This window comes from Acinetobacter lactucae (assembly GCF_013122135.1).
In the GTDB taxonomy this organism is placed as follows: Bacteria; Pseudomonadota; Gammaproteobacteria; order Pseudomonadales; family Moraxellaceae; genus Acinetobacter; species Acinetobacter lactucae.
On the sequence record NZ_CP053391.1, the window covers coordinates 3,396,405 to 3,418,295 of the forward strand.

At 40.6% G+C, this 21,891-nt stretch carries 23 protein-coding genes; all 23 read right to left on the bottom strand.

What is annotated here, in order from left to right; genetic code table 11:
• Nucleotides 1-5: 5 nt before the first annotated feature.
• Entirely contained in the window at nt 6-431 is a 426-nt protein-coding gene (locus HLV59_RS15865) for an ApeP family dehydratase (RefSeq protein WP_057105319.1), read from the bottom strand.
• On the bottom strand, nt 431-1,633 hold the full coding sequence (locus HLV59_RS15870; protein ID WP_171430353.1) for a beta-ketoacyl-[acyl-carrier-protein] synthase family protein: 1,203 nt from the start codon (nt 1,631-1,633) through the stop codon (nt 431-433). The genes HLV59_RS15865 and HLV59_RS15870 overlap by 1 nt, the downstream gene beginning before the upstream one ends.
• Nucleotides 1,630-2,175: a DUF3261 domain-containing protein gene (locus tag HLV59_RS15875; RefSeq protein WP_171430354.1), complete on the bottom strand. Its 546-nt coding sequence runs from the start codon at nt 2,173-2,175 to the stop codon at nt 1,630-1,632. The genes HLV59_RS15870 and HLV59_RS15875 overlap by 4 nt, the downstream gene beginning before the upstream one ends.
• A 2-nt stretch (nt 2,176-2,177) precedes the next feature.
• On the bottom strand, nt 2,178-3,473 hold the full coding sequence (locus HLV59_RS15880; RefSeq protein WP_171430355.1) for an NAD(P)/FAD-dependent oxidoreductase: 1,296 nt from the start codon (nt 3,471-3,473) through the stop codon (nt 2,178-2,180).
• A gap of 29 nt (nt 3,474-3,502) precedes the next feature.
• Nucleotides 3,503-5,818, bottom strand: a complete 2,316-nt coding sequence (locus tag HLV59_RS15885) for an MMPL family transporter (RefSeq protein ID WP_267313491.1) — start codon at nt 5,816-5,818, stop codon at nt 3,503-3,505.
• Nucleotides 5,793-6,422 (bottom strand): LolA family protein, encoded by a 630-nt coding sequence (locus HLV59_RS15890; RefSeq protein ID WP_171430356.1) that lies wholly within the window; start codon nt 6,420-6,422, stop codon nt 5,793-5,795. The genes HLV59_RS15885 and HLV59_RS15890 overlap by 26 nt, the downstream gene beginning before the upstream one ends.
• On the bottom strand, nt 6,422-6,850 hold the full coding sequence (locus HLV59_RS15895; protein ID WP_000542808.1) for an acyl-CoA thioesterase: 429 nt from the start codon (nt 6,848-6,850) through the stop codon (nt 6,422-6,424). Before HLV59_RS15895 ends, HLV59_RS15890 begins: the two co-directional genes overlap by 1 nt.
• Before the next feature lie 9 nt (nt 6,851-6,859).
• The gene (locus HLV59_RS15900; RefSeq protein ID WP_171430357.1) at nt 6,860-8,395 is read right to left on the bottom strand and encodes an HAL/PAL/TAL family ammonia-lyase; all 1,536 of its coding nucleotides are present in this window, start codon (nt 8,393-8,395) and stop codon (nt 6,860-6,862) included.
• 1 nt (nt 8,396) lies between these two features.
• Complete coding sequence (locus HLV59_RS15905) at nt 8,397-9,323, bottom strand: LpxL/LpxP family acyltransferase (protein ID WP_171430358.1); 927 nt, start codon at nt 9,321-9,323, stop codon at nt 8,397-8,399.
• 2 nt (nt 9,324-9,325) lie between these two features.
• Nucleotides 9,326-10,066, bottom strand: coding sequence for a glycosyltransferase family 2 protein (locus HLV59_RS15910; RefSeq protein WP_171430359.1), 741 nt, complete (start codon nt 10,064-10,066; stop codon nt 9,326-9,328).
• Between the two features lie 2 nt (nt 10,067-10,068).
• On the bottom strand, nt 10,069-11,727 hold the full coding sequence (locus HLV59_RS15915) for an AMP-binding protein (RefSeq protein ID WP_171430360.1): 1,659 nt from the start codon (nt 11,725-11,727) through the stop codon (nt 10,069-10,071).
• A 9-nt stretch (nt 11,728-11,736) separates the two neighbouring features.
• Nucleotides 11,737-12,291, bottom strand: a complete 555-nt coding sequence (locus tag HLV59_RS15920; RefSeq protein WP_171430361.1) for a COG4648 family protein — start codon at nt 12,289-12,291, stop codon at nt 11,737-11,739.
• Nucleotides 12,288-12,542 (bottom strand): acyl carrier protein, encoded by a 255-nt coding sequence (locus HLV59_RS15925; RefSeq protein ID WP_001987856.1) that lies wholly within the window; start codon nt 12,540-12,542, stop codon nt 12,288-12,290. The genes HLV59_RS15920 and HLV59_RS15925 overlap by 4 nt, the downstream gene beginning before the upstream one ends.
• 5 nt (nt 12,543-12,547) lie before the next feature.
• Entirely contained in the window at nt 12,548-12,808 is a 261-nt protein-coding gene (locus HLV59_RS15930) for a phosphopantetheine-binding protein (RefSeq protein WP_000067033.1), read from the bottom strand.
• Between the two features lies 1 nt (nt 12,809).
• Nucleotides 12,810-13,613 carry a lysophospholipid acyltransferase family protein gene (locus HLV59_RS15935; protein WP_171430362.1) on the bottom strand — a complete coding sequence of 268 codons (804 nt, stop codon included), beginning with the start codon at nt 13,611-13,613 and terminating at the stop codon, nt 12,810-12,812.
• Nucleotides 13,598-14,212 carry a beta-ketoacyl synthase chain length factor gene (locus HLV59_RS15940; RefSeq protein WP_171430363.1) on the bottom strand — a complete coding sequence of 205 codons (615 nt, stop codon included), beginning with the start codon at nt 14,210-14,212 and terminating at the stop codon, nt 13,598-13,600. The genes HLV59_RS15935 and HLV59_RS15940 overlap by 16 nt, the downstream gene beginning before the upstream one ends.
• 196 nt (nt 14,213-14,408) lie before the next feature.
• Entirely contained in the window at nt 14,409-15,818 is a 1,410-nt protein-coding gene (der, locus tag HLV59_RS15945; RefSeq protein ID WP_005066184.1) for a ribosome biogenesis GTPase Der, read from the bottom strand.
• A gap of 188 nt (nt 15,819-16,006) precedes the next feature.
• Nucleotides 16,007-17,152 (bottom strand): outer membrane protein assembly factor BamB, encoded by a 1,146-nt coding sequence (gene bamB / locus HLV59_RS15950; protein WP_171430364.1) that lies wholly within the window; start codon nt 17,150-17,152, stop codon nt 16,007-16,009.
• Nucleotides 17,152-17,850, bottom strand: a complete 699-nt coding sequence (locus tag HLV59_RS15955) for a YfgM family protein (RefSeq protein WP_016144303.1) — start codon at nt 17,848-17,850, stop codon at nt 17,152-17,154. The genes bamB and HLV59_RS15955 overlap by 1 nt, the downstream gene beginning before the upstream one ends.
• 28 nt (nt 17,851-17,878) lie before the next feature.
• The gene (gene hisS / locus HLV59_RS15960; protein WP_062849551.1) at nt 17,879-19,171 is read right to left on the bottom strand and encodes a histidine--tRNA ligase; all 1,293 of its coding nucleotides are present in this window, start codon (nt 19,169-19,171) and stop codon (nt 17,879-17,881) included.
• Entirely contained in the window at nt 19,168-20,283 is a 1,116-nt protein-coding gene (gene ispG / locus HLV59_RS15965) for a flavodoxin-dependent (E)-4-hydroxy-3-methylbut-2-enyl-diphosphate synthase (protein WP_016144301.1), read from the bottom strand. Before ispG ends, hisS begins: the two co-directional genes overlap by 4 nt.
• Before the next feature lie 21 nt (nt 20,284-20,304).
• The gene (locus HLV59_RS15970) at nt 20,305-21,099 is read right to left on the bottom strand and encodes a helix-turn-helix domain-containing protein (RefSeq protein ID WP_031947328.1); all 795 of its coding nucleotides are present in this window, start codon (nt 21,097-21,099) and stop codon (nt 20,305-20,307) included.
• Nucleotides 21,090-21,890, bottom strand: coding sequence for a type IV pilus biogenesis/stability protein PilW (gene pilW / locus HLV59_RS15975; RefSeq protein WP_214286585.1), 801 nt, complete (start codon nt 21,888-21,890; stop codon nt 21,090-21,092). The genes HLV59_RS15970 and pilW overlap by 10 nt, the downstream gene beginning before the upstream one ends.
• Nucleotide 21,891 lies beyond the last annotated feature (1 nt).

Below are 21,891 nucleotides of genomic sequence, written 5' to 3' on the forward strand. Positions count from 1 at the left end.
TGTGGTTATTCAAATGGTGTTTCTGTAGGTTCAAATACACTTAACGTTGCTTGAATGCGGTGCTCAGCATATTGAATTTCACAGGAAAATTGCCCAAGTCCTTCATGAAAATATTGTTGCTCTATTTGAATGATCAATCTTGAACCCAAAGCGAAATAAGGAATGGGTAAATGCAATTTACGCGTTCCCAATAAAAAACCAACTTTTGGCGCTTGTTTTGACTGCTCACCTTGCCAGCCTGAATAAGCACTAATGGTTTGTGCCATAATTTCAATGCTTGCCCATGTCGGCAAACCTTCCACTTCACAAAACATGAGCTCTGGGGTAATTGTAAGTTCTGCTTGCGCCCGCCCTTCTGCAACCTCTGTTAAATGGTCAATAAATACCATCGGTTGCTCATGAGGAATATATTGAATTGCATCGAGTTTCATCAGGACTTCACTCCAAAAACAAGACTAATATTACTCCCCCCAAAAGCAAAAGAATTACTCATGACATAGCGGATAGGTTGTTTTAGTTCGGCATCTTGCACATAGTTTTGGTCGGCCAAATCCGGATCAATTTCAACATTCTGATGTAAAGGCAACCAACTTTGATCTTTTAGAACTTGTTCACAAATGAAAGCTTCTATAGCACCCGCTGCACCGAGACAATGTCCAGTTTTATGCTTGGTACTACTTAAAGCCACTGGGTAATCACCAAAAACTTGTTGTACAGCCTTAATTTCCATTGCGTCATTTTGTGGAGTTGCAGTGCCGTGCAAATTGATATAATCAATCTGTTGAGCTGAAATATGTGCCATATCTAATGCACGTTGCATTGCTAAAGCTGCACCGTTACCTTCAGGGTGCGGGGCTGAAATGTGCCATGCATCCATAGATTCACCCGCTCCTATTAACATGACAGGTGCTTGTTCTTTACTCAGTACAAAAAACGCAGCGGCTTCACCAATGTTAATACCATCACGATTTACACCGGAGGGTTGGCAAATATGTTCAGATAAACTTTCTAAGCTATTAAAACCATTTAGAGTTAACTTACACAAGGTATCGACGCCACCCACCAGCACCACATCTGCTAAATCTGCATGAAGTAATCTCTGCCCCGCTGCCAATGCTTTAGCACTTGAAGAACAAGCTGTCGAAATCGTATAAGCTGGCCCTTCCCATCCTAAGTACTGCTGTAATGCTTTCGCTAAACAACTCATTTCTTGAGGATAATGAGATATCGATAGATCTGTTTTCCCTTGAAAATATTGCTTAAGTAATAACTCATTATCTGCAATACCAGAAGTAGATGTGCCCACCACAATGGCCAAACGTTTATTTTCAAAGGAAGCCGTATAAGCTTTTAACTCTGTTTCAATTTCGGCTAATGCGGTTAATGCAAAACGTAAATTACGTGAATCTACAGACTGCAAAGCATCAGGTACGCTCGAACATAATGGATGCGTATATTGTCCCACCCACACATTACGATCAGTAATTAAATCATCTCGTAAACTCAAGGTTTGCTGCGGCTGTTGTAATGCTTGTTTAATTTGATTAAGTTCGCAGCCTAATGCAGATAAACCAACACTAAATTGTATGCCTACGGCCATTGTGGCTGCATTTTCTAAAGGTAAATGTTTCATGGCGTAGGACTTTCTTCTGTCTGCAAGGTGTTCTCAATCGAACTCAGCGTCATGGTATAAGGGACTTGTTCATTAATCAATTCAATGCTTCCTTGCCCTTGTTTAAGCTGTAACACAGGCTGCTTTTCAATATAAACAACCTGCTTGTCTGCTTGTTGTTTCATCTCTACAGCTTGCTGCCCTAAATGCGAAAACTGAGGGTATGTCGCAAACAAAAGGTCACGCACCACAAACTCAAAAGGCAATAAACGCATTTGATCAATACGTTGTTCAACATGAACCCGATGCCCATCAAACTGTAACTTAAATAATTGCTGGCCTGTCAGGCTTAAAGCGACCATATCCAGTACAGTGCCCTTTTGCTGTTGATATAGCAAGAAGCTAAAACTTTGCTGCTTCCACTGAACTTCAACCTGATCTTGCCTTTGATAAGTCTGAGCCTGCCATAGAGGACTTTGCAGTCCTTTGGCATGTGGCATGACCTGACAACCATTTAAAAATATCAAGCTACTGAGTAATATCGTTGCCCATTTGCGTTGCATGGTTATCCCTCAAGTACCTGTTCTTGCGCCAAACCTTCACGACAATATTCTGCCAAGGTGCTGAGCCTACGTTTAGCATTTTTATGAATCGGATTTTTTTCATCCCACGCATAACCCGCTAGTAAGGAAGAAATCATACGGCGAATGCCTTCATTCTGATTTTGTGAGAACACTACATCTTGAAACTCGCCTTCATACCATGACTCAACATAGGCACGAAATACCTGAATACCACGACGTAATGGTTTTTCATATTCTTGCAACCAGTCTACCTGCTCACCTTGCAAAACACGCTCAACCAAAGGTACAGCCAAGCTGGAAGATTTTAAAGCGATCGTCACACCTGATGAAAAAACTGGATCAAGAAACTCACCCGCATTACCTAATAGCGCATAGTTGCGGTCTGCCAAGTGTTTTACATTCGCTGAATAACCAACCAAGGTGCGCACTGGTGTATCAAAGTTTGCACGGCGCAAGACATGTGACAAGCTTGGCTCATCAGCCAAAATACGCTTAAACATTGCCTCAGGCTCATTATCTTCAGCATTTTCGACCGTGTATTTGTCAAAAAAGTCTTGTTCTGCCACCACACCGAAAGAAGCTCGTCCATCTGCAAATGAAATCAGCCAATACCATGCACGATGATCTTTTTCATGAACGGTAATTAAAATTTTATTACGGTCAAATTCAGGATCATCAGTAATTCCATCTTCAATATGGGTAAACAGTGCACGTCGTACCGGAAAATTTGATGGGCTCTCTAAATCTAATAACTTTGGCAAAATCCGCCCAAAGCCACTCGCATCTAACAAGAATTTAGTTTGAATCTGATAACGCTGTTGTTCTTCATCAATTACTGTAAGTACAGGCTGTTCAGATGCAACATCAACATCTAAGACTTCATGTCCAAAGCGTATATCTGCGCCATAAACTTGAGCCTGTTTTGCTAGTAAATTGTCAAAATCTGCACGGCGAACTTGCCAAGTCGTCCCCGGCCCATCGGTAAATTTTTCAGTAAAGTCGTAAAAGCTACGCTGTTTGCCGCGTAGAAAAGCTGCCCCGTTTTTAAATTGAAAAGCATATTGCTCAACATGCTCACGGACTGTTTCTAATAAACCAGCCTCTTCTAAAAACGCCATAGACTGCGGTAACAATGACTCACCAATCGAAAAACGAGGGAAATACTGTTTTTCAATGAGCGTAACGGTATAGCCCTTTTTTCGAAGAAGTGCAGCAGCAGAACTACCTGATGGCCCAGCCCCAATAATCACGACATCAATTTTTTCTATAGTGCTCATAGCACAACTTCCTTTTTAATTTATTCAAATTATGAATGGTCTTGTAAATTCACGATATGTTTTTCATCTGCGGGGGTTAACAAAGTCGCATAGATAAATGAGAAAATAACCCCGAATAAAACCGTTAAACCAAAACAATGAATTGCGTAAGTATGGCTAAATGAAAGTAATCCAAAACCAAGTAAGGTCGACATCATACATAAAAACAATGCCATTCCAACTACTTGCGGATGATCATGTCCATGTCGGTAGAAAATTGCATAGTCGACTCCAATCCCGATAATCAGAAAGGTCGCCATAATACTAAACAGGTTAATCTCGACACCTAACCATGCCTGAACAGCAAAAGTGCTCAGTAATGCCAAGCTGACTGGCAGAACCAAAGGCACAATCGAACTTAGTCCATAAATAAGCGCCAAACCAACTGCCAAACCAATTAAGGCATAAATCAGAAGATGTTGAGCCTGCACTCGATGTTCAGCAAACATTTGCGACATTGCAGTAATCGGTTGCTGGAAATGTATGTGATCATTCTGAAGCTGCTTTAAAGCGTCAGGCTGTTTTGCCCCTGTCACTATCACTAATCGTTCATTGGCTTGAGGTTGTAGAAAAGCTAAAGGGTGATCTTTAAATACAGAAAAATCTAATAACGGTTGTGCTGCCAGTTGCTGTTGCCACTGTAAAACATCATTAACATTTAGCCCCATACTTTGTGCATATTGCAGCAAAGTCGCTTTTGGAATATTTCTTAATAGTTGTAGATTATTTTGCTGCTCTGCCAATGGTGGAATCCATTGACCCAGAGCTTGAAACGCACTGATTTTCCCTTGTGACTGTAACTTTTGCAAATGACCAATCAGTTGCTGCTCTTGTTGCTGCATTTCATTTGCCGATGCTGCACGCACCACAAAATAATCACTACTTTGTTGCTGGCCAAATTGCTCACGAACCGCTTGGTCTTGCTGTTTTAAGCTCGCGTCCATACCTTGTAAGTTACGAATATCATCGTTACTTTTAAGATAGAAAAGACTCGCCGTACCTACTGCTAAAATGATTGCAATCAAGCTGTAACGAACTTTGGTTCGTTGCTGAAACCATAACCGTGCTTGTCCAATCCACGACAGTGCTTTTATTGCTGGCTGGGCATTGAGTGCAGGTAATCTTGGTAATAGTAGAACACTACTGATCCACGCCGCAGTTAATCCCACAATTGAAAAGACTGCAATCTGCTTAAACCCAGGAAACGGAGTAAAACTCAAAAAGATGTAAGCAACCAATGTGGTCATTAAGCCCATAAACAAACTTGGTAATAGCGGTTTTAAAATTTGAAAACCACCAAGCTTTCTATGTTGCGATTGCATCGCCATAAAATAAAATGAAAAATCGACACAGACACCAATTAGACTGGCACCAAACACTAATGTCATCAGGTGAATTTCACCAAACACCCAATGTGTGACTGCAAATGCCACAAAGCTTCCAGTTGAAACTGCAATAAACTCGGTTACCAAAGGTCGCAGTGAGCGAAAGCCGAACCAAACCAGAAAAATTAAGCCCAGTGTCGAGCCAACACCAATGGTTGAGATTTCCTGCTTAGCCGATTGCGTCCCAAAATTTGAAAATAAAATAGTTCCAGTCCAATGAGATTTTAATCCCATTGCCGTTAGCTTTTGCTTAGTCTGCTCAATCCAAGTAGAGGTCTGTTCTTGATAATCAATATTGTATGGGCTTTGCGTCAACTGTAATACGAAAAGCCGAGAGATACCTTGCTCATGATGAATTGTGGCAAAGCCTTGCTCCATTTCAATATCTTGTTGCGACGGGGTTGCCAACTGCATGGCATAACGAGGGAACAATAATAGCGGGTCTTGCTTAAGTGACTCAGCAGTGACAGGCATGCCTGGACTCATCATCTGCATCAAGCTTTGTTCAGTCAGCGCAGCATAATCCTGCTTTTCCAATAAGGCTTGATCTTGAGCACTCAACAAACCTGCTCGATGTTGATACAACTGCTTTGCAAACTGGTCAAAATCAAGCTGTGGTTTGAGTGGTTGCCATAACGCACTTTGCTTCGCTTGCGCTGTTAAGAAATGAGTCGCTTGTTGTATCGCAGCCTCATCTTTGGCATCTACCACCACAAATACTTTATTGTTGAGTTGCTCATTCATGTACTGCTGAGTACGTGCAAGTTCTGGATCTTGCTGAACTTTAGGCAATAACGCAAAAATATTAGTTTGAATATGAATATCTTTATTCAGCCACGTCACGCCCAGCCCCACAGCAATCAGCAGCAGAACAATTAACCAAAGCGCGGTAAACTTATTTTGCCAGTTGGAAAATCGCATGCTCAGCAGCCGTTAGAGTCGTCGGTTGAGAAGTCTGGTGACTAAAACGAATAGTCGTTAAATTATTCGCTTTCTCAGTAATCACGATTTGGTTGACGTACTGTTGACCTTGAGCATCAACACGCACAAATAACTTTTTAAACAAGCTACTTTTCGGAGTTAAGCTCATGCTCCAACCCGCTGGACTATAATTCGCACTTACTACATTAAAATTCTTTGCTAAGGCCTGTTCATTACCAGACATGAGCTGTAAGAATAAAGTCGCGACCGAACTATATGGCGATTGATCAACTTGTATTTGGCTAAATGTACGCTGAGTTTTCTGTATCAATTTGGTTGGGGTAACGATCAAATCTGCTTGCACAGGACGTTTGATTTGCCATGCCACACCATAAGATTTTGAGAACAACAATGAGCCGTTCGATACAAAAGTTTTATTCAACGATGGCAATTTTTTTTGCTGTTCAAAATCAGCACGAACCGTAGGAGACTGTGACAATTGCTGAAAAATTTGAGTAATTTGTGCTGGTGCTGCATAGACCACACTTAAACTGCTCATCCAAACAGCAGCACCTAAACCTAAAGTTTTGATGAATTGAGACATCACGCATTCCTCTTCGGTTGAAACTCAGACCATGCATTCAAGCGATCAAACAAAACCTGTGGCGATTGAAAACACATTTCACGAGCTTCAATATTCACCGCTACCTGTGTGGTATAACCCTTGGTTAAACGTTTTCCTGACTCAGCATCAAAAATCAAATAATCAATTTTCAAACGATTTTCCCATTCTTTTAAAATGGCCCGAACCCGAATCTTTTGTTCAAACTCAATACCGTATGCATAGCGAACATGGCTTTCAATCACAGGCCATGCATAACCTGATTCTTTCATCTGCATATAGTTATAATGAAATTGATCGAGCAATTTACAGCGCGCAATCTCAAAATATTTTAAATAGTGTCCATGCCAAACCACATTCATGGTATCGACATCATGAAATGGAATTTCAATGATTACATCTGCATGCATTGGCTCACCTTATCCCATAAATTCTGGTTGATTAAACAATTCAAGTTGGTCTAAACGATCAACAATCTGTTGTAATTCGGTTTGTAATGGTCGGTCTTCTTCGACAAATGCAAAGCTTTGTAAGGTCCATTGCATAAATGCCTGCAATGTCGGACTTAGCTCTTTAGTAAGGCCTTTCAGATGAATCGCCTGCACACTCGCGCAGCAAAGTGCTGCAATAACTTGCTGCGTTAAGGTAATTACGCGGCTAGCATCACGCGCAGCAATGGTTCCCATACTGACTTTGTCTTGGTTATGACATTCGGTTGAACGTGAAAAAATTGAAGCTGCTAAAGTATTTTTCAAAGCTTCAGCCGTCCACGCCGACACCCCAATTTGTACCGCTTTAAAGCCATGATTTAATGGCAAACGCTCTGCTGTTGCACCCGTTAAATTACGTGGTAAGCCATGATTCATTTTATGATCGACTAGCTGTGCAATTTGTCTATCCATCAAATCAGCAATATTGGCAATCATAATTTTTAAGCTATCCATTGCCTGCGCAATGTGCCCACCGTAGAAGTGCCCGCCATGCAATACACGCATACCGACTGGATCAATCAATGGATTGTCGTTACTTGAGTTCAGCTCATTTTCAATAAACTGACGCAACCATACTTTTGAGTCTTCAAACACACCAATAATATGCGGCGCACAGCGCAACGAGTAACGATCTTGCAAACGTGGACTTTGGTGTGCTGTTTGTACTTCACTGTTCAGCCAGTCACGTAATTGCTTGGCAATCTGTTGCTGTCCCGGATGAGGTTTCTGTGCAAACAGCACTTCATCAAAATGACTAGGATTACCTTCCAACGCCAACACATTCAAGGCGGTAATTAAAGTACTTGCAAGTGCAATTTGCTCTGCTTTTTTATAGTTCAAACAAGCAATTGCCGTCATCACCGCTGTGCCATTCATAAGTGCCAAACCTTCTTTAGGTCTGAGCGTTAAAGGCTGTATATTCTTTTCAGCATAGACTTGAGCAACAGGAACAATTTGTCCATCAACATAGACATCACGCTCACCGACTAATGTTCCCGCAATGTAAGACAACGGCGTTAAGTCACCACTTGCTCCGACTGAACCTTCAGATGGAATGACTGGAATTACATTTTCATTTAGTAGCCACGCCAGACGTTCAAGCAAAGCTAAAGATACGCCTGAATAACCACGAGCTAACGAGCATAAACGTGTCACAACTACTGCACGTGCAGTGATGACATCTAAATTTTCACCTAAACCACAACCATGAAAGCGTGAAAGATGTAGCGGTAGTTCATTAACCTGATGTAATGGTACTTCAACCAAACATGAGTCGCCATAACCCGTGGTCACACCGTAGATAACCCCTTCTTCTTCAAGGAGCTGATCGAGAAAATCAGCGCCTTTTTGAATCAGTTCACGCCACTCAGACGTTTCAGGTAAAGCAACCTGACATTCGCCTCTTGCTACAGAAACGACATCTTCAATACTCAGTGGCTGTTCACCTACGGTTAACACACGCATGTTATTTCGTCCAAAAATTATAAAAATTAAACCATTGATAAGGGGCACGCAGACAATGCTGTTCTAGAACAGCAACGTATGTTTTAGTGATGGTTTGCATACTTTCTATACGGTTAGCACGTGGTAAATTTACCTGCTCGGCAATTGAATGGATATGCACTTGAAACTGCTGTTGTACTCGATAACAAAACACTGCAATAACAGGTACTTTGAGTAAATTTGCTAAAATCCATGCTCCTTGAGGGAAGGATGCTGGCTCCCCTAAAAAATCAATTTGCTGTACACGATCTGACTGCACAGGTACACGATCCGCCGCCACAATGACCCATTCACCTTGTTGCATCTTGTCTTGCAATAGCATTGCAGTTTCAATACCCAGCTCATCAACTGATAAAAGACACACATCTGCCTTATCATTTATTTTTTTCAAAAACTCATTAAATTTTGTCGCGTGCTTTTGGTAAACCAGTACATTAATTTTCTGCGGATGCTCTGACTTAATGGCTCGAAGCAATTCAATATTGCCAAAGTGAGAGACAATAATCAGAGCACCTTTTTGATAATGCTGAGAGAAGTTTTCATGTCCAAAAACTTGTAGTTTCTGCTCGGGAATATTGCCTAGCCAACCCTCAATCTTATCTAAAATACATTCACCAAATTGCATGAAATGCGCGTAGCTATTTGTCCAATTTGGTTGGTGGTTAAACGGCGACTTCGATCCAGCAAAATGATGAAGTTTTTGTAAATAAAGTAAGGAAGCCTGCCTTGCTGTGACAGCAAATAACCAATACCACATGATGACGAAGTACATCACCAACTTGCATAACCAACGTCCACCAAAACGGTAAAACCACAACATCAGCATGAGGGGCAACATGCCGCCTCGCTCTTTAATGTCGTTCCATTTTGGTGAAGCTGAATCTGTCATAATTAACCTTGCAGCTTTTGTTTTAATAGCTTCGGTAAGCGAATCAGCATCCCCATAAACAAGGTTGCATGCGCTTTACTTAGCCCTAAATTATCTCGCCAAGCATGAAAATGAGAAATACCCTGCTCTGGATAAACCACAGGTGTTGGTACATTAATAAAAGGAGTATTTTCCCATTTTAAACGTACTAAAATTTCACTATCAAAACCCATACGTGGCTGGAACTTAGCACTATTCAATACCTTGATTGTGCTCTCAAGCGGATACACGCGAAACCCGCACATGCTGTCTTTAATTTCAAAAGACAAACTGTTTAACCAGACCCAAAAATGGGTAATGTAACGGCCATATAAGCGCTTTTTAGGAATAGAGGCATCAAAGTATGGCTGACCAATCACCATTGCATCGGGATGTTGCCGAGACTGCTCAATAAATTTTGGAATGTCATCCCAGCAGTGTTGACCATCCGAATCGAGTTGTAATGCATGACTTAACCCAAGCTCATAGGCTGCACGTAAACCAGTCATTACGGCTTGCCCCTTACCCTTATTCACATCATGTTCAATAAGATGAATTTGGGAATATTGCTCTGCCAATGCTTTTAAAATTTGGCTACATGCGGCATCACTGCCATCATTGACCAACACAATCGGTAGATGAAAACTATCCAGATAAGCAATCAAATCTGCTAAATAGTGTGGATGGTTATAAACCGGAACAACAAAGCCGTAATTGGTCTGCATTTTTAACCCTCTGCTTCTGTTTGCAAAGCAAATAATAATCGCCCTGAAGCCAGAATTTGTTCTGAATCGCGTAATTCAAAACTCACTTTATGATCTTTTCGAGAAAGCTTGAGTTGTACCACAGCATAAGGACGAATCAGGTTTTGGAATTTTAACTGCTCATATCCCTGACACCAGCTCAAATCAGACCAAATTGATTTAGCAAAATGTTGTAAAAAACCGATCTGCCCAACTCCAGGATAAATCGGTTGTGTTGGGAAATGTCCTTTAAAACAAGCTAATTCAGGGGGAAATTCTAACTCCCAAATATAGTCATCTGAATTTTGAGACTGTGACAGCACCACAGGTTGTAACATAGGCTTAAATAGAGTTTTCAAATAGTTTTTATTGAGTTTGGACTGAGTATTTTGTGGTAACTGGCTGAGGAAACGCCACTGACGTGGAATTGCTATGGTTTCCAAACTGTCTTTCAACTGCTGTTTTAAATGACTGACAAAAGCCGACTTACACTGTTGCTGTAATTGTTCACAAGCTTGTTCTATTAGAACGACAATACAACCTAACATTTGGCGTTGCTCATGTTCAAGTACTAGTACATGACAGTGTTTTACAACATCTAGAGCCTGAATAGTTTGTTCGATCGCATCTAGACTTAAACGTTTTTCTTCAAGTTTTATAATTCGATCTGTACGCCCCATCAGCCTAAAAGTCTGACATGTTGCATCTGTCCATGCGGCGCCATCACCTGTAGTAATCCAGTCATTCTCAAAGGCATGGTTACTTTTTACTATGAGCTGTTGGTCTTCAATACGAATAGCCACATTACTAAATGCAGTCCAAGCATCTTCATCTTTAGCACGATGGGCAATACCACCAGTTTCTGAACTTCCCAAAACTTCAATAATCGGACGATTTAGTAAAGGGCGAATACCTCTTTCTAGCTTGCCACCTGAACTAAAGACCATCTGGCACTTTTGTAAAACAACATCGGTTGTCCAACGTTTTAATAAAGCAGGACTTGAGATCAAATAATTGCTTAATCCCAACATTTCTAATTGTTTTTGGGCTTGTACTACATCTTCAGGGAATGCCATTTGAGGCACATAAAAACTTCGACCAGTAGCAAGTGGTAGCAGTAATTTAAACAGTAATCCATAAATATGTTGATGACTAACTGTTGCAATCGCAATTGCATGCTCATCGAAACTAAAGCTCTGACTCAACCCTTGAACTTCGTTAAGTAATTGTCTAAGTGTTCTTGGAATTTTTTTAGGTTCCCCTGTTGAACCTGACGTATAAAAATAGAGTTGAGCCTGCTCTAAAAAAGCATCGTCTAAAGTTAAAGATAAAGGAACAACTTCTCCAATCTCTTGACGCTTTAAAAAATAAATCTGCTGCGCTGTAAAATCTTGTTCTAATTCACGCACTCGATTGGGTGGCAAAAGTATTTGTTTTTTCGCTAGCAAACCAGCAAAGAATAAAACCAGAAATTCATAACTATCTGCTTCCCATAAAGCCCAAGTTAAATTTTCCATTTGAGCAATTGCAGCTGCTTGTATAGCCACATCTTGCCAAAATTGATTAAAACTGGTCGAGTTTAGAGTACCGTCTATACAAAGTGGCTGAGCTGAATCGATGAATTTCTGAAAATGGCAATACATAATTTTTAATTAATGATTTGAAGAATGTAAACGCTGATGTCGCTTACGCAAAATAAATTCACCAAGGAACAAAATGCCCATCAGCACATAAGAAATAAAGCCATTATAAATGACCCAAACCTGAGTTGAAGTAAAAAGCACAGTGCCTAAAGCAATCAGTGCATTACAAAAAAAGAAAACACACCAAACTTTGGTGACCTGTCTGGTCCACTGTACGCCAGAAGCAGGTAAATCAGGTTCAACGAGTCGGGCAAAGCGCTCAATCATAGACGGTGGCTTAATGAGCGTCAGCGCAAAAATAATTAATGCACCTAAACTCATACCCACTGGATATAGCTTTAGCCAAGCATGATCATGTGACAATAAACTCAGGCTACCGCAAACGATAGCAAAACCCGTTAATGGCCATAATAACGAGTTGCCTTTGCTAAAAAGTCTGAACACACCCAACCCGATGAGTAAAGCACTCACCCAGACAAATTGGCCGTGAGTCAAACTCCAGCCCACAATAAAGGGATACAGCACAAAAAGTGCCGTCATTATCCCTTTAAGAACAAACTTCATTCAGCAGTCATGTTCTGAATAACCGTCACGACATCAAGCACGGTTCTCACATTTTTAAAGTCTTCAGGTTTTACTTGCTTACCTGTTAACTCCTTAATTTTTACGACTAAATCGACCGCATCAATACTGTCTACATCAAGGTCTGAATAAAGGTTCGAATCGAGTTGAACAGTCTCTGGCTCAATCTCAAACAAATCTTCCATCCATTCGCGGAGTTTAGTTAATACTTGCTCTTGAGATAACATCATCATGCTCCTTATGACTTCTGTTGTGCTTCAACTAAAGCAACCAAGCTCTGGATTGACTTAAAATGCTGTTTGGTTTCATCCGACTCTGCATTTAAATGAATGTTGTAACGCTTTTTCAAAGCCAGTCCCAACTCAAGTGCATCAATCGAGTCTAATCCTAAACCTTCTCCAAATAATGGAGCTTCTGTATCAATATCGGCAATAGTAATATCTTCTAGTGCTAGAACATCAATAATCATTTGCTTTAGTTCATCAGCAAGATTGCTCATTTCAAGATAACTCTTCATCAAAAATTTTATAAAAACTACGACTTAACTGACGAACTTGTTTAGGTCCTACTGTTAAATCATCTAACAGATCTGATACCTGTACAGCATCTAATACTTTGACCTCGATATGAAATGGTTGAGATGGTACGTGATACCATTTTTCATTCTTGGTTAAAGTAGATGGTGTACAAGTAATAATTACTGGGCGAATTGGTACATTTGCACGAATGGCAATATTGGCTGCGCCTCGCTGAAACTCGTTTAGGGTCATCCCTTTTTCAGTACGCGTGCCTTCCGGAAAAATTAAAAGAGAAGCCGCATTGTCTTCTTTTAAACGCTTTACACAGTCTTCAACAAATTGCTGAGAACCTGCATTTAAAATATAACCTGCGCTTTGTACCGGTCCTTTAGTAAATGGGTTCGACCAAAGAGATTGCTTCACGACACAATTAGCCTGCTGCATCATACCAATTAGTACTACAACATCAATCAAAGTCGGATGATTGGCAATCACCAGCTCTTGGCGACTATTTTGTAGCTTCTCTAAACCCTCTACCGAATAAGTCATGATGCCAAGTTTGACCATCATGTCGGTAAAGCCTTTAAAACTATGTTTAATCACATTTTGCGCACGTTGCTGCCGCTTTTGTGGATCAGAAGTGGTTGCATTTAATACTGGTGCAATTACTGAGGCAATTGCCATACCACCCAGCCCAAAACTGGCAAAGCTAAAACCAGTGGCAGCCACACGCCAGCAATAATTACTTTTTTGCTTGAGATTTTTAAGATTTAGCATTTGTTCCACCCAAATGCAGATGTTAACTGGTCGGCATCCTGCCAAAAATGAGCAAAAGCAGGAGCATCTGCTTCATCTGTATGCATCCACGCAGTAATTTGTAAATTAGGTTGCTCTAAAGTAACGACAGCAGCCATCGCATAGGCAGGAAAATTAATTGCCTCAGCATAAATACTAGGTAATGGCTCATCATAAGCAACAACTAATACCCGCTTAATCTCAGGCATTGACTTTAAAAGTGCATAAGCCTCAATCAAACCTTCAGTCCATGAACAGCTTAAGCTTGTAGAGGGAGTATCATCCTGACATAAAATTGAATAGAGGCCAGAAATTGCATTATGAACAGACGTTGAAAATTGTGTAGGTGATGGAGTTTGATCATTTAAAACATCTTGCAAGATATTTAACGTTTTGGTCTCATCACCATATTTTGATACCCAAACAATATAATCGGCCTTACTACCTTCTAATGCACCGATCGCACTATTTAAAGCAAGTTTGGCCAATGGTGATAAACGTCTACGCTGCATAGCTGGGATGCAGTCGAGCGCCGCGTAGGAAGGTTGAGCATGTGTAAATATAAGCTGAGCAAGATGTAATGTTACCATGCTAAAAAATGAACCCTAGGCCGCGTTATTCTGTCGAAATATAAATTATTTTATAAAAATGCTGATTATAGCATTCGTTATAAAATTTACAAAAAATTACGTTTATTACTCACACTTTTTCATAACTCTTCGGACTAGCTCATTTATTTGCAAAAAAAACCCAAAGAAAACTTTGGGTTTTTGAACAGAAAAAAACTTAACGGTTAAATTTTTTCTCTGCTTTTTTAAATTTTTGAATATAGCGACGGCGACGTGCAGCAGTACGTTCATCAACCTGACTCTTACGACCTTCAAACGGGTTTTCAGAAGTTTTAAAGTCAATACGAACTGGCGTACCTTCAAGTTTATATACTTTACGGAACACGTTTTCTAAGTAACGACGATAATCCGCAGGTGTCTTATCAACCTTATTACCATGAATCACGATAGTCGGTGGGTTCTGTCCACCCATATGCGCATAACGCATTTTAATACGACGACCGCTAATCATTGGTGGTTGATGAGCTTCTGTCGCATCACTCAAAATTTGAGTCAATTTAGCTGGTGATACTTTTAAGTTCGCAGACTCATAAGCACGGTGGATAGAAGGATATAAATCACCTACCCCAGTTCCATGTAAAGCAGAAATTAAATGGATTTTTGCCCATGGAATAAAGTCAAAACGACGTTCAACATCAAGCTTACATTGCTTGCGGTCATATTCAGACATGTTATCCCATTTGTTGATGGCAATAACCATGGCACGACCAGCTTCAAGCGCATAGCCAATTAAATGCAAGTCTTGCTCAACAATACCTTCACGTGCATCGACGACAACCACGACAACATGCGCATCTTTCATTGCTTGCAAAGTTTTAACAATTGAGAATTTCTCAATCATTTCATCAACTTTACCTTTACGACGCACACCTGCTGTATCAATTAAAGTATATTTACGGCCTTCACGCTCAAAAGGAATGTAAATAGAGTCACGAGTTGTACCTGGTTGGTCAAATGCCACCACACGGTCTTCACCAAGCAAACGGTTGACCAACGTTGATTTACCAACGTTAGGACGACCAATAATTGCTAAACGTAAGCCAGTATCTTTGTCATGTTCTTCAGGATTTTCATCTTCTGGAACTTCTGCAAGTACGTCTTCCAGCATTTGCTGTACGCCACGACCATGGCTAGCGGCAACTTGTAATGGTTCACCCATACCAAGTTTGTAGAACTCAACCAAAGCTGCTTCCGCATGAACACCATCTACCTTGTTCGCAACAAGATAAATTTTCTTACCTAAAGTACGTAGTTCACGAGCAATTTGCTCATCAGAAGCTAACAATCCAGCACGAGCGTCAACTACAAAAATAATAATGTCTGCTTCGTTGATCGCTGTTTTTGACTGCTCGGCCATGTAGTTATCAATACCGCCTTCGCTCTCACCGATACCACCAGTATCAACAACAATGAAAGACTTATTTTGATAAGTCGCATCACCATATTTACGGTCACGAGTCAGGCCCGCGAAGTCGGCTACAAGTGCATCACGACTCTTGGTAATCTGGTTAAATAACGTTGATTTTCCGACATTCGGACGACCAATGAGCGCAATAACGGGTTTCATACAATAACCTTAATTCAAGACCAGCCATATCTCATGGCATGAGCATTAGAAACAATACAGGAGATATATTTTAAGGTCAGATATGACCATAATAAAAGACGGGGCTTTGAACTGATTTAATTCAAACACCCCGATATTTTTTAACAGCGTAATTTGTTAAGCGGCTATTTTAGCACAAGCAAACGAAATTAACGATTCTGCCAAATACTTAAATCGCCTTTTCTGGTCGAAACGTAAAGTTGGTTCTCAATAACACGTAATGTATTGACCTCACCACTTGTTTTTGAACGACCAATTAGCTTACCTGTTGCCGGATCAACAAGATGTAATACGCCATCTAAATCACCAACAATAAGGTCTGATCCCAACACAACCGGGTTACTTAAATGGCGGTTCAATAAACTATCATTTTGCCAAACCTGTTCGCCTGTCGTTAAGTCATAAGCCGTCAACTTACCATCCGTAGAAGAAACAAATACTTTGTTATCATAAACTTCTGGACGCTTTGTGCTGCTCAAGTCTTCACTCCAAACAACACGTTGAGAAGCTAAGTCAGTTACAGTTACTTGACCTTGGAAACTAGTCGTTACCATAAACTGTCCGGCAACCGTAGGATCGCCATCGATATCAATCAGACGTTGAATATCAGAACGACCTTCACTTACCGCAACACGACGTTGGAAACGTGGAATACCGCTAATCGTATCAATTGCATAAATATATGCATTCGCAGATGCGATTAATACGGTACGCGGGTCAAGACTTACTGGTGATGCTTGTCCACGTAAACTAAATTGGACATTTGGTAATTTATACGCCCAAACTTGTTGGCCTGAAGCAGCATCATGAGCAAATACAGTACCATCATTAGCAATGGTAATCACACGTCCAGATTGAACAAGTGACGGACTTAACAATGCACCTGATAACTGTGCAGTCCACTTCTGCTCACCTGTTGCCTGATCTAATGCAAACAGTTGACCTTTACTATTACCAACAACAACAATTCCTTCGGCAGCTTCAACACCAGAGCTTAGGCCTAGTTTTGTAACTTTTTTCTCCCAAAGGCGTTGCTTTCCACGATATGCAGCAACTTCACCTTTTGGATCAAGCGTAAAAACTACACCTTCACTTGCATCAAGCTGTAAACGTAACGGATCTGCCTTATCAGTAGAAGAAACACTGCGCGAAAACACCGGTACTAGAGTCTTTTTTGACTCAGTCAATTTCGGTAGTGGATTTGGTTTTGCTTCTTTTACTTTGTTACTAGAACATCCCACCAGTACAGCCGATGCGATTGCAATTGCCAAAGGCAGTTTGAATTTCTGATTCATTAAGACTCTTCCACCTGTGTTTCCAAAATTGGGCGCTCAATCTGTGGATCTTCAACTAAAACGCCAACACTTTCGAGTTTAATTTGTAAAATTTGTCGCTCTTGTTTACGTTCTAGTAACGAATCCCATGCAGCTTGATACGCTTTTTTAGCAGAATCAATATCTTTCTTGGCAACAAAGATATCACCACGTAACTCTTCTACTGTTGCTTTAAATGCAGGATCGACATTACCAGACAAGGTTTTTAGTGCTTCATCATATTTGTTTTGCGCCAATTGTGCATCTGCTAAACGCAATTTTACAACCTGAATCAAGCCTTCATCTTTGACTTTTGAATTTTCAACTTTTTTCAATGCTTTTTCAGCAGCTGCATAGTCTTGTTTTTCATAGGCCAATTTTGCTAATACGAACTGAGTCTGTATGGCCTGAACAGAATCGATATCATCTTTTACGATTTTATCTGCCGATGCAGTGATTGAAGTTAAAGCATTAGGATTATCGGCACTCGCATTTGCCTCATCCATTAACTGCTGTACTTTTGCAGTTTCTACTTGGCTGCTTGCAAGATTTCTTTTTTGCCAATATTCCCACCCAAAAAAGGCAATCAATGCAATGAGAATCCCGCTAATGATGGCAGAACCATATTTTTTTGCGAACGACTTTAAGCTGTCGAATTGTTCATCATCACTTAAGCTCATGTGATTGTCCTTTTCCAGATGTTTCAGTTTATTTTGTAAATTTTTCAATTAAGAATGGTACAAGGTCAGCCAGTGCAACTTGTGACTGCTCAGCTGTTGCCAACTCTTTGATAGCAAGTTGCTGCGCTTCCCATTCACGCTCACCCAAAATCATGGCGTAAACAGCCCCAGCCTGATCAGCTTTTTTCATCTGACTCTTCATGCTGCCTTGTGAACCTGTTTTGATTCGAATACTGCTATTTGCAGCTTCTAACTGGTCACGTAATTGTTCCGCTAAAATCAAAGCTTTAGTTTGATAAGCAGGTTCTGCAACCAAGAAAACTTCACAATCACGAATAACCTGAGCCTGTTCAACTTGCTCAAGTAGAAGCAATAAACGCTCCATACCCATTGCAAAACCAACAGCTGGTACAGATTGATCAGCCTTACCTTTTAGCTGACCAACTAAACCGTCGTAGCGACCGCCAGCACATACAGTACCTTGCGAACCTAAAGCGGTAGTTGTCCATTCAAAAACAGTTTTATTGTAGTAATCTAGACCACGTACCAATTTCTGATTAATGACAAATTGGATGCCCGCAGCAGTAAGATAATCTTGTAACTGCTTAAAATGATCTAAACTTTCTTCTTTTAAGAAGTCATGTAATTTTGGCGCATTTTCTAAAATTTTCTGAGTTGATTCAATTTTAGAATCCAAAATACGTAATGGATTTGTTGTTAAACGACGCTGTGAGTCTTCATCCAACGCATCTTTATGTTCGTTTAAAAACGCAACTAAAGCATTACGGTACTCTGTACGCTCATCAGTTTCGCCCAAAGTATTTAATTCAAGCTGAACCTTATCTGCAACACCCATACGCTTCCATAAGCGTGCAGTCAACATAATCAATTCAGCATCAATATCAGGAGTCGCAACACCGAAGGTTTCCACACCAAACTGGTGGAACTGACGGTAACGTCCTTTTTGTGGTTTTTCATAACGGAACATAGGTCCCATATACCACACACGTGGTGTCGCACCGCGCAACAAGTTATGTTCAACTAAAGCACGAACACAACCCGCCGTACCTTCCGGACGTAAGGTTAATGACTCTGGTGGATTACCTTTATCGAAAAAGGTATACATTTCTTTTTCAACAATATCGGTAGCATCACCAATAGCACGTTTAAACAAGCCCGTTTGTTCAACAATCGGCAAACGAATTTGTTGATATCCATAAGCATCCATTAAAGATGCTAAATGTTGCTCGAGACGTCTCCACGCTACTGTTTGCGTTGGCAAGATGTCATTAAAACCTTTGATTGCGACGATTGAACTCATGATGAACTACGAATAATTTCTTTAGATTTAGCTTCTTCAAGCTCTTGGACACGTTGACGAACCATTGTTTCGATTTCATCAACCAATTGATCGGTATCGATTAGATGGCTTTTTTCACCATTGCGATAAACCAATGAACGAGGCGCAGCCCCAACAACCCCGATATCAGCTTCTTTTGCTTCACCCGGACCGTTTACCTTACAGCCAATCACCGACACATCCATTGGAGTACGAATATCTTCTAAACGCTCTTCCAATGCTTGCATCACCTGAATAACATTAAACTCTTGGCGAGAACAACTCGGGCAAGCAATAAAGTTAATCCCGTTAGAACGAAGTCCAAGTGATTTTAAGATATCAAAACCAATCTTGATTTCATCTTCCGGTTCAGCAGCAAGCGAAATACGCATCGTATCGCCAATACCTTCCATCAACAATCCACCAAGGGCAATTGCTGACTTCACGGTACCTGTGCGGTAGATACCAGCTTCAGTCACACCAAGATGCAATGGGTTATCAATTTGTTTTGAAAGTAAACGATAAGCATCCATAGTTAAAAACACATTTGATGCTTTTACGCTAACTTTAAACTCATGGAAATCAAGACGATCTAGAATATCAATATGACGTAGTGCTGATTCAAGCAGCGCTTCACCTGTAGGTTCGCCATATTTCTTTTGTAAATCTTTTTCTAGAGAACCCGCATTGACCCCAATACGCATAGAAATGCCATGATGACGTGCCGCTGCAACGACTTCACGAACTTTCTGATCTGATCCAATATTACCTGGGTTAATACGTAAGCAGTCTGCACCATAATCTGCAACAGCTAAGGCAATTCTATGATCAAAATGAATATCTGCAACCAAAGGTACTGAAACGCGCTTGCGAATTGCACCAAATGCTTCAGCAGCCTCCATAGATGGGACCGAAACACGCATAATATCAGCACCTGCCTCAACGCAACGCTCAATTTGAGCCACGGTTGCATCGACATCGCAAGTTTCGGTATTTGTCATACTTTGCACACTAATAGGTGCATCGCCACCGACATACACCGAACCAACACGGATTTTACGTGTTGGTCGACGTTTAATTGGGTTCTCTATCATTGTATCGCTCAACTCATGGTATTAGCGGGATAAACGGAATTCTGCTTTACCGTTTACCGTATATGGAGACAATGAAATCTGTTCTTGGTTTAGACTTAATGACACAGCCGTTGCATCATCAAGACGAATCTGGAATGGAGACTCACCATTTAAGCTTAAAGTTGATGACTGACGACCTGTCGCCAAAACTTTACCTGTTGCATCAACAATATGAACAGAAGTTGGTCGGTTAAAGTTTAACACCAATTGGTCACCCACTGTTGTTGAGGTGGCACTTCCTTGCATAGGTAGGACTTCAACATTCGATTGATTTACTTTAGGTAAATCAGCATCTTCTTTCTTTGAAGTCCATTTTTGGATACCCATAACAAGCAATGACACAACAGCAACAACTACAACCGCAAGAAGTGCGCGCTTTAACCATTTCTTATTACGATCGCTATTAGAACCCGGGAGTTTGCCCATGATTTTAATTGGCGAGTTATTTAAAGCATGATTTGGTAAAAGGCCCGTATCATTTGCATAAATCTCATCGAAGCGCTGAATAATTGCCGTCGCATCTGTATTTAAATATTTCGCATATGAACGGTAATAGCCCTTAATAAAAGTCGCTTCCGGCAATGATTTATAATCATCTTGCTCTAAAGCGGTCAAGGTCTTAACCGGCATATTTAAATCTGAAGAAACTTGCCCTAACTCTTTATTCTGAGCAACTCGAATTTGACGTAAATACTCACCAGGACGTTGAATATTTCCTAAAGCAGAAGTCGGTAAGCTTGAGCCAGTTGGCTGCTGTGAATTAGGATTTATTTCCATACGGCCTCAGTACTATACTGTAATTGCAAATAACGTTGATATTCTGGACTTTCCGGGAACAAGGCACGTAATTGGTTTACTAATGCTTGCGTTCCCATTTTATCCGCATTGGCTCGAGCCACTCTTACACCAATCCAAAGTGCTCTTGCACCCTGATTTTTCTGCCCCACTGTATGAACATATTGTTCATACATTTGTGTAGCAGCCGGAATCTGCTGCTGCAAATAAAAAATTTCCGCTAACTCTAACATTGAAATATAAGAGTCACGGTTAGCAAGGAGTGCTTGTTTGAATGTTTTTTCAGCATTCACAACATCACCCAATTTTAAATAAATACGCCCCAGATTTTCTAATGCCTGATAGCGTTGGTCATAACCTAATGTTGCACCAGCAATACGAAATTGCTCGATCGCATCATTATAACGCCCCATTTGGTATAAATAAGTACCATAATTATTATGTGCTTGAGCATTATCCGGTTCAGATGAAATTGCTCGTTTAAAATAATGTTCTGCTTTTTCTAAGTTGGTTTTGCTACCTTCTTGCTGTAGCAAAATCCCCATCATCATGTTTGCTGTTGCATCGCGGCTATCTACACTTAAAGCTTGATCAAGAGCTCGCTTTGCTGAGTCCAAGTCACCAGAACGGATATGTTCAGCAGCAAGTTGTGTACGCACTTTTACTGCTTTTTCCGGGTCTTTTTTTTGCGTATGCGTTGTCTGGCAACCACTTGCCATAAATGCAACCGCAATCCCCATACATAAGACCGTTTTTAACTTTGGAATACTCAAA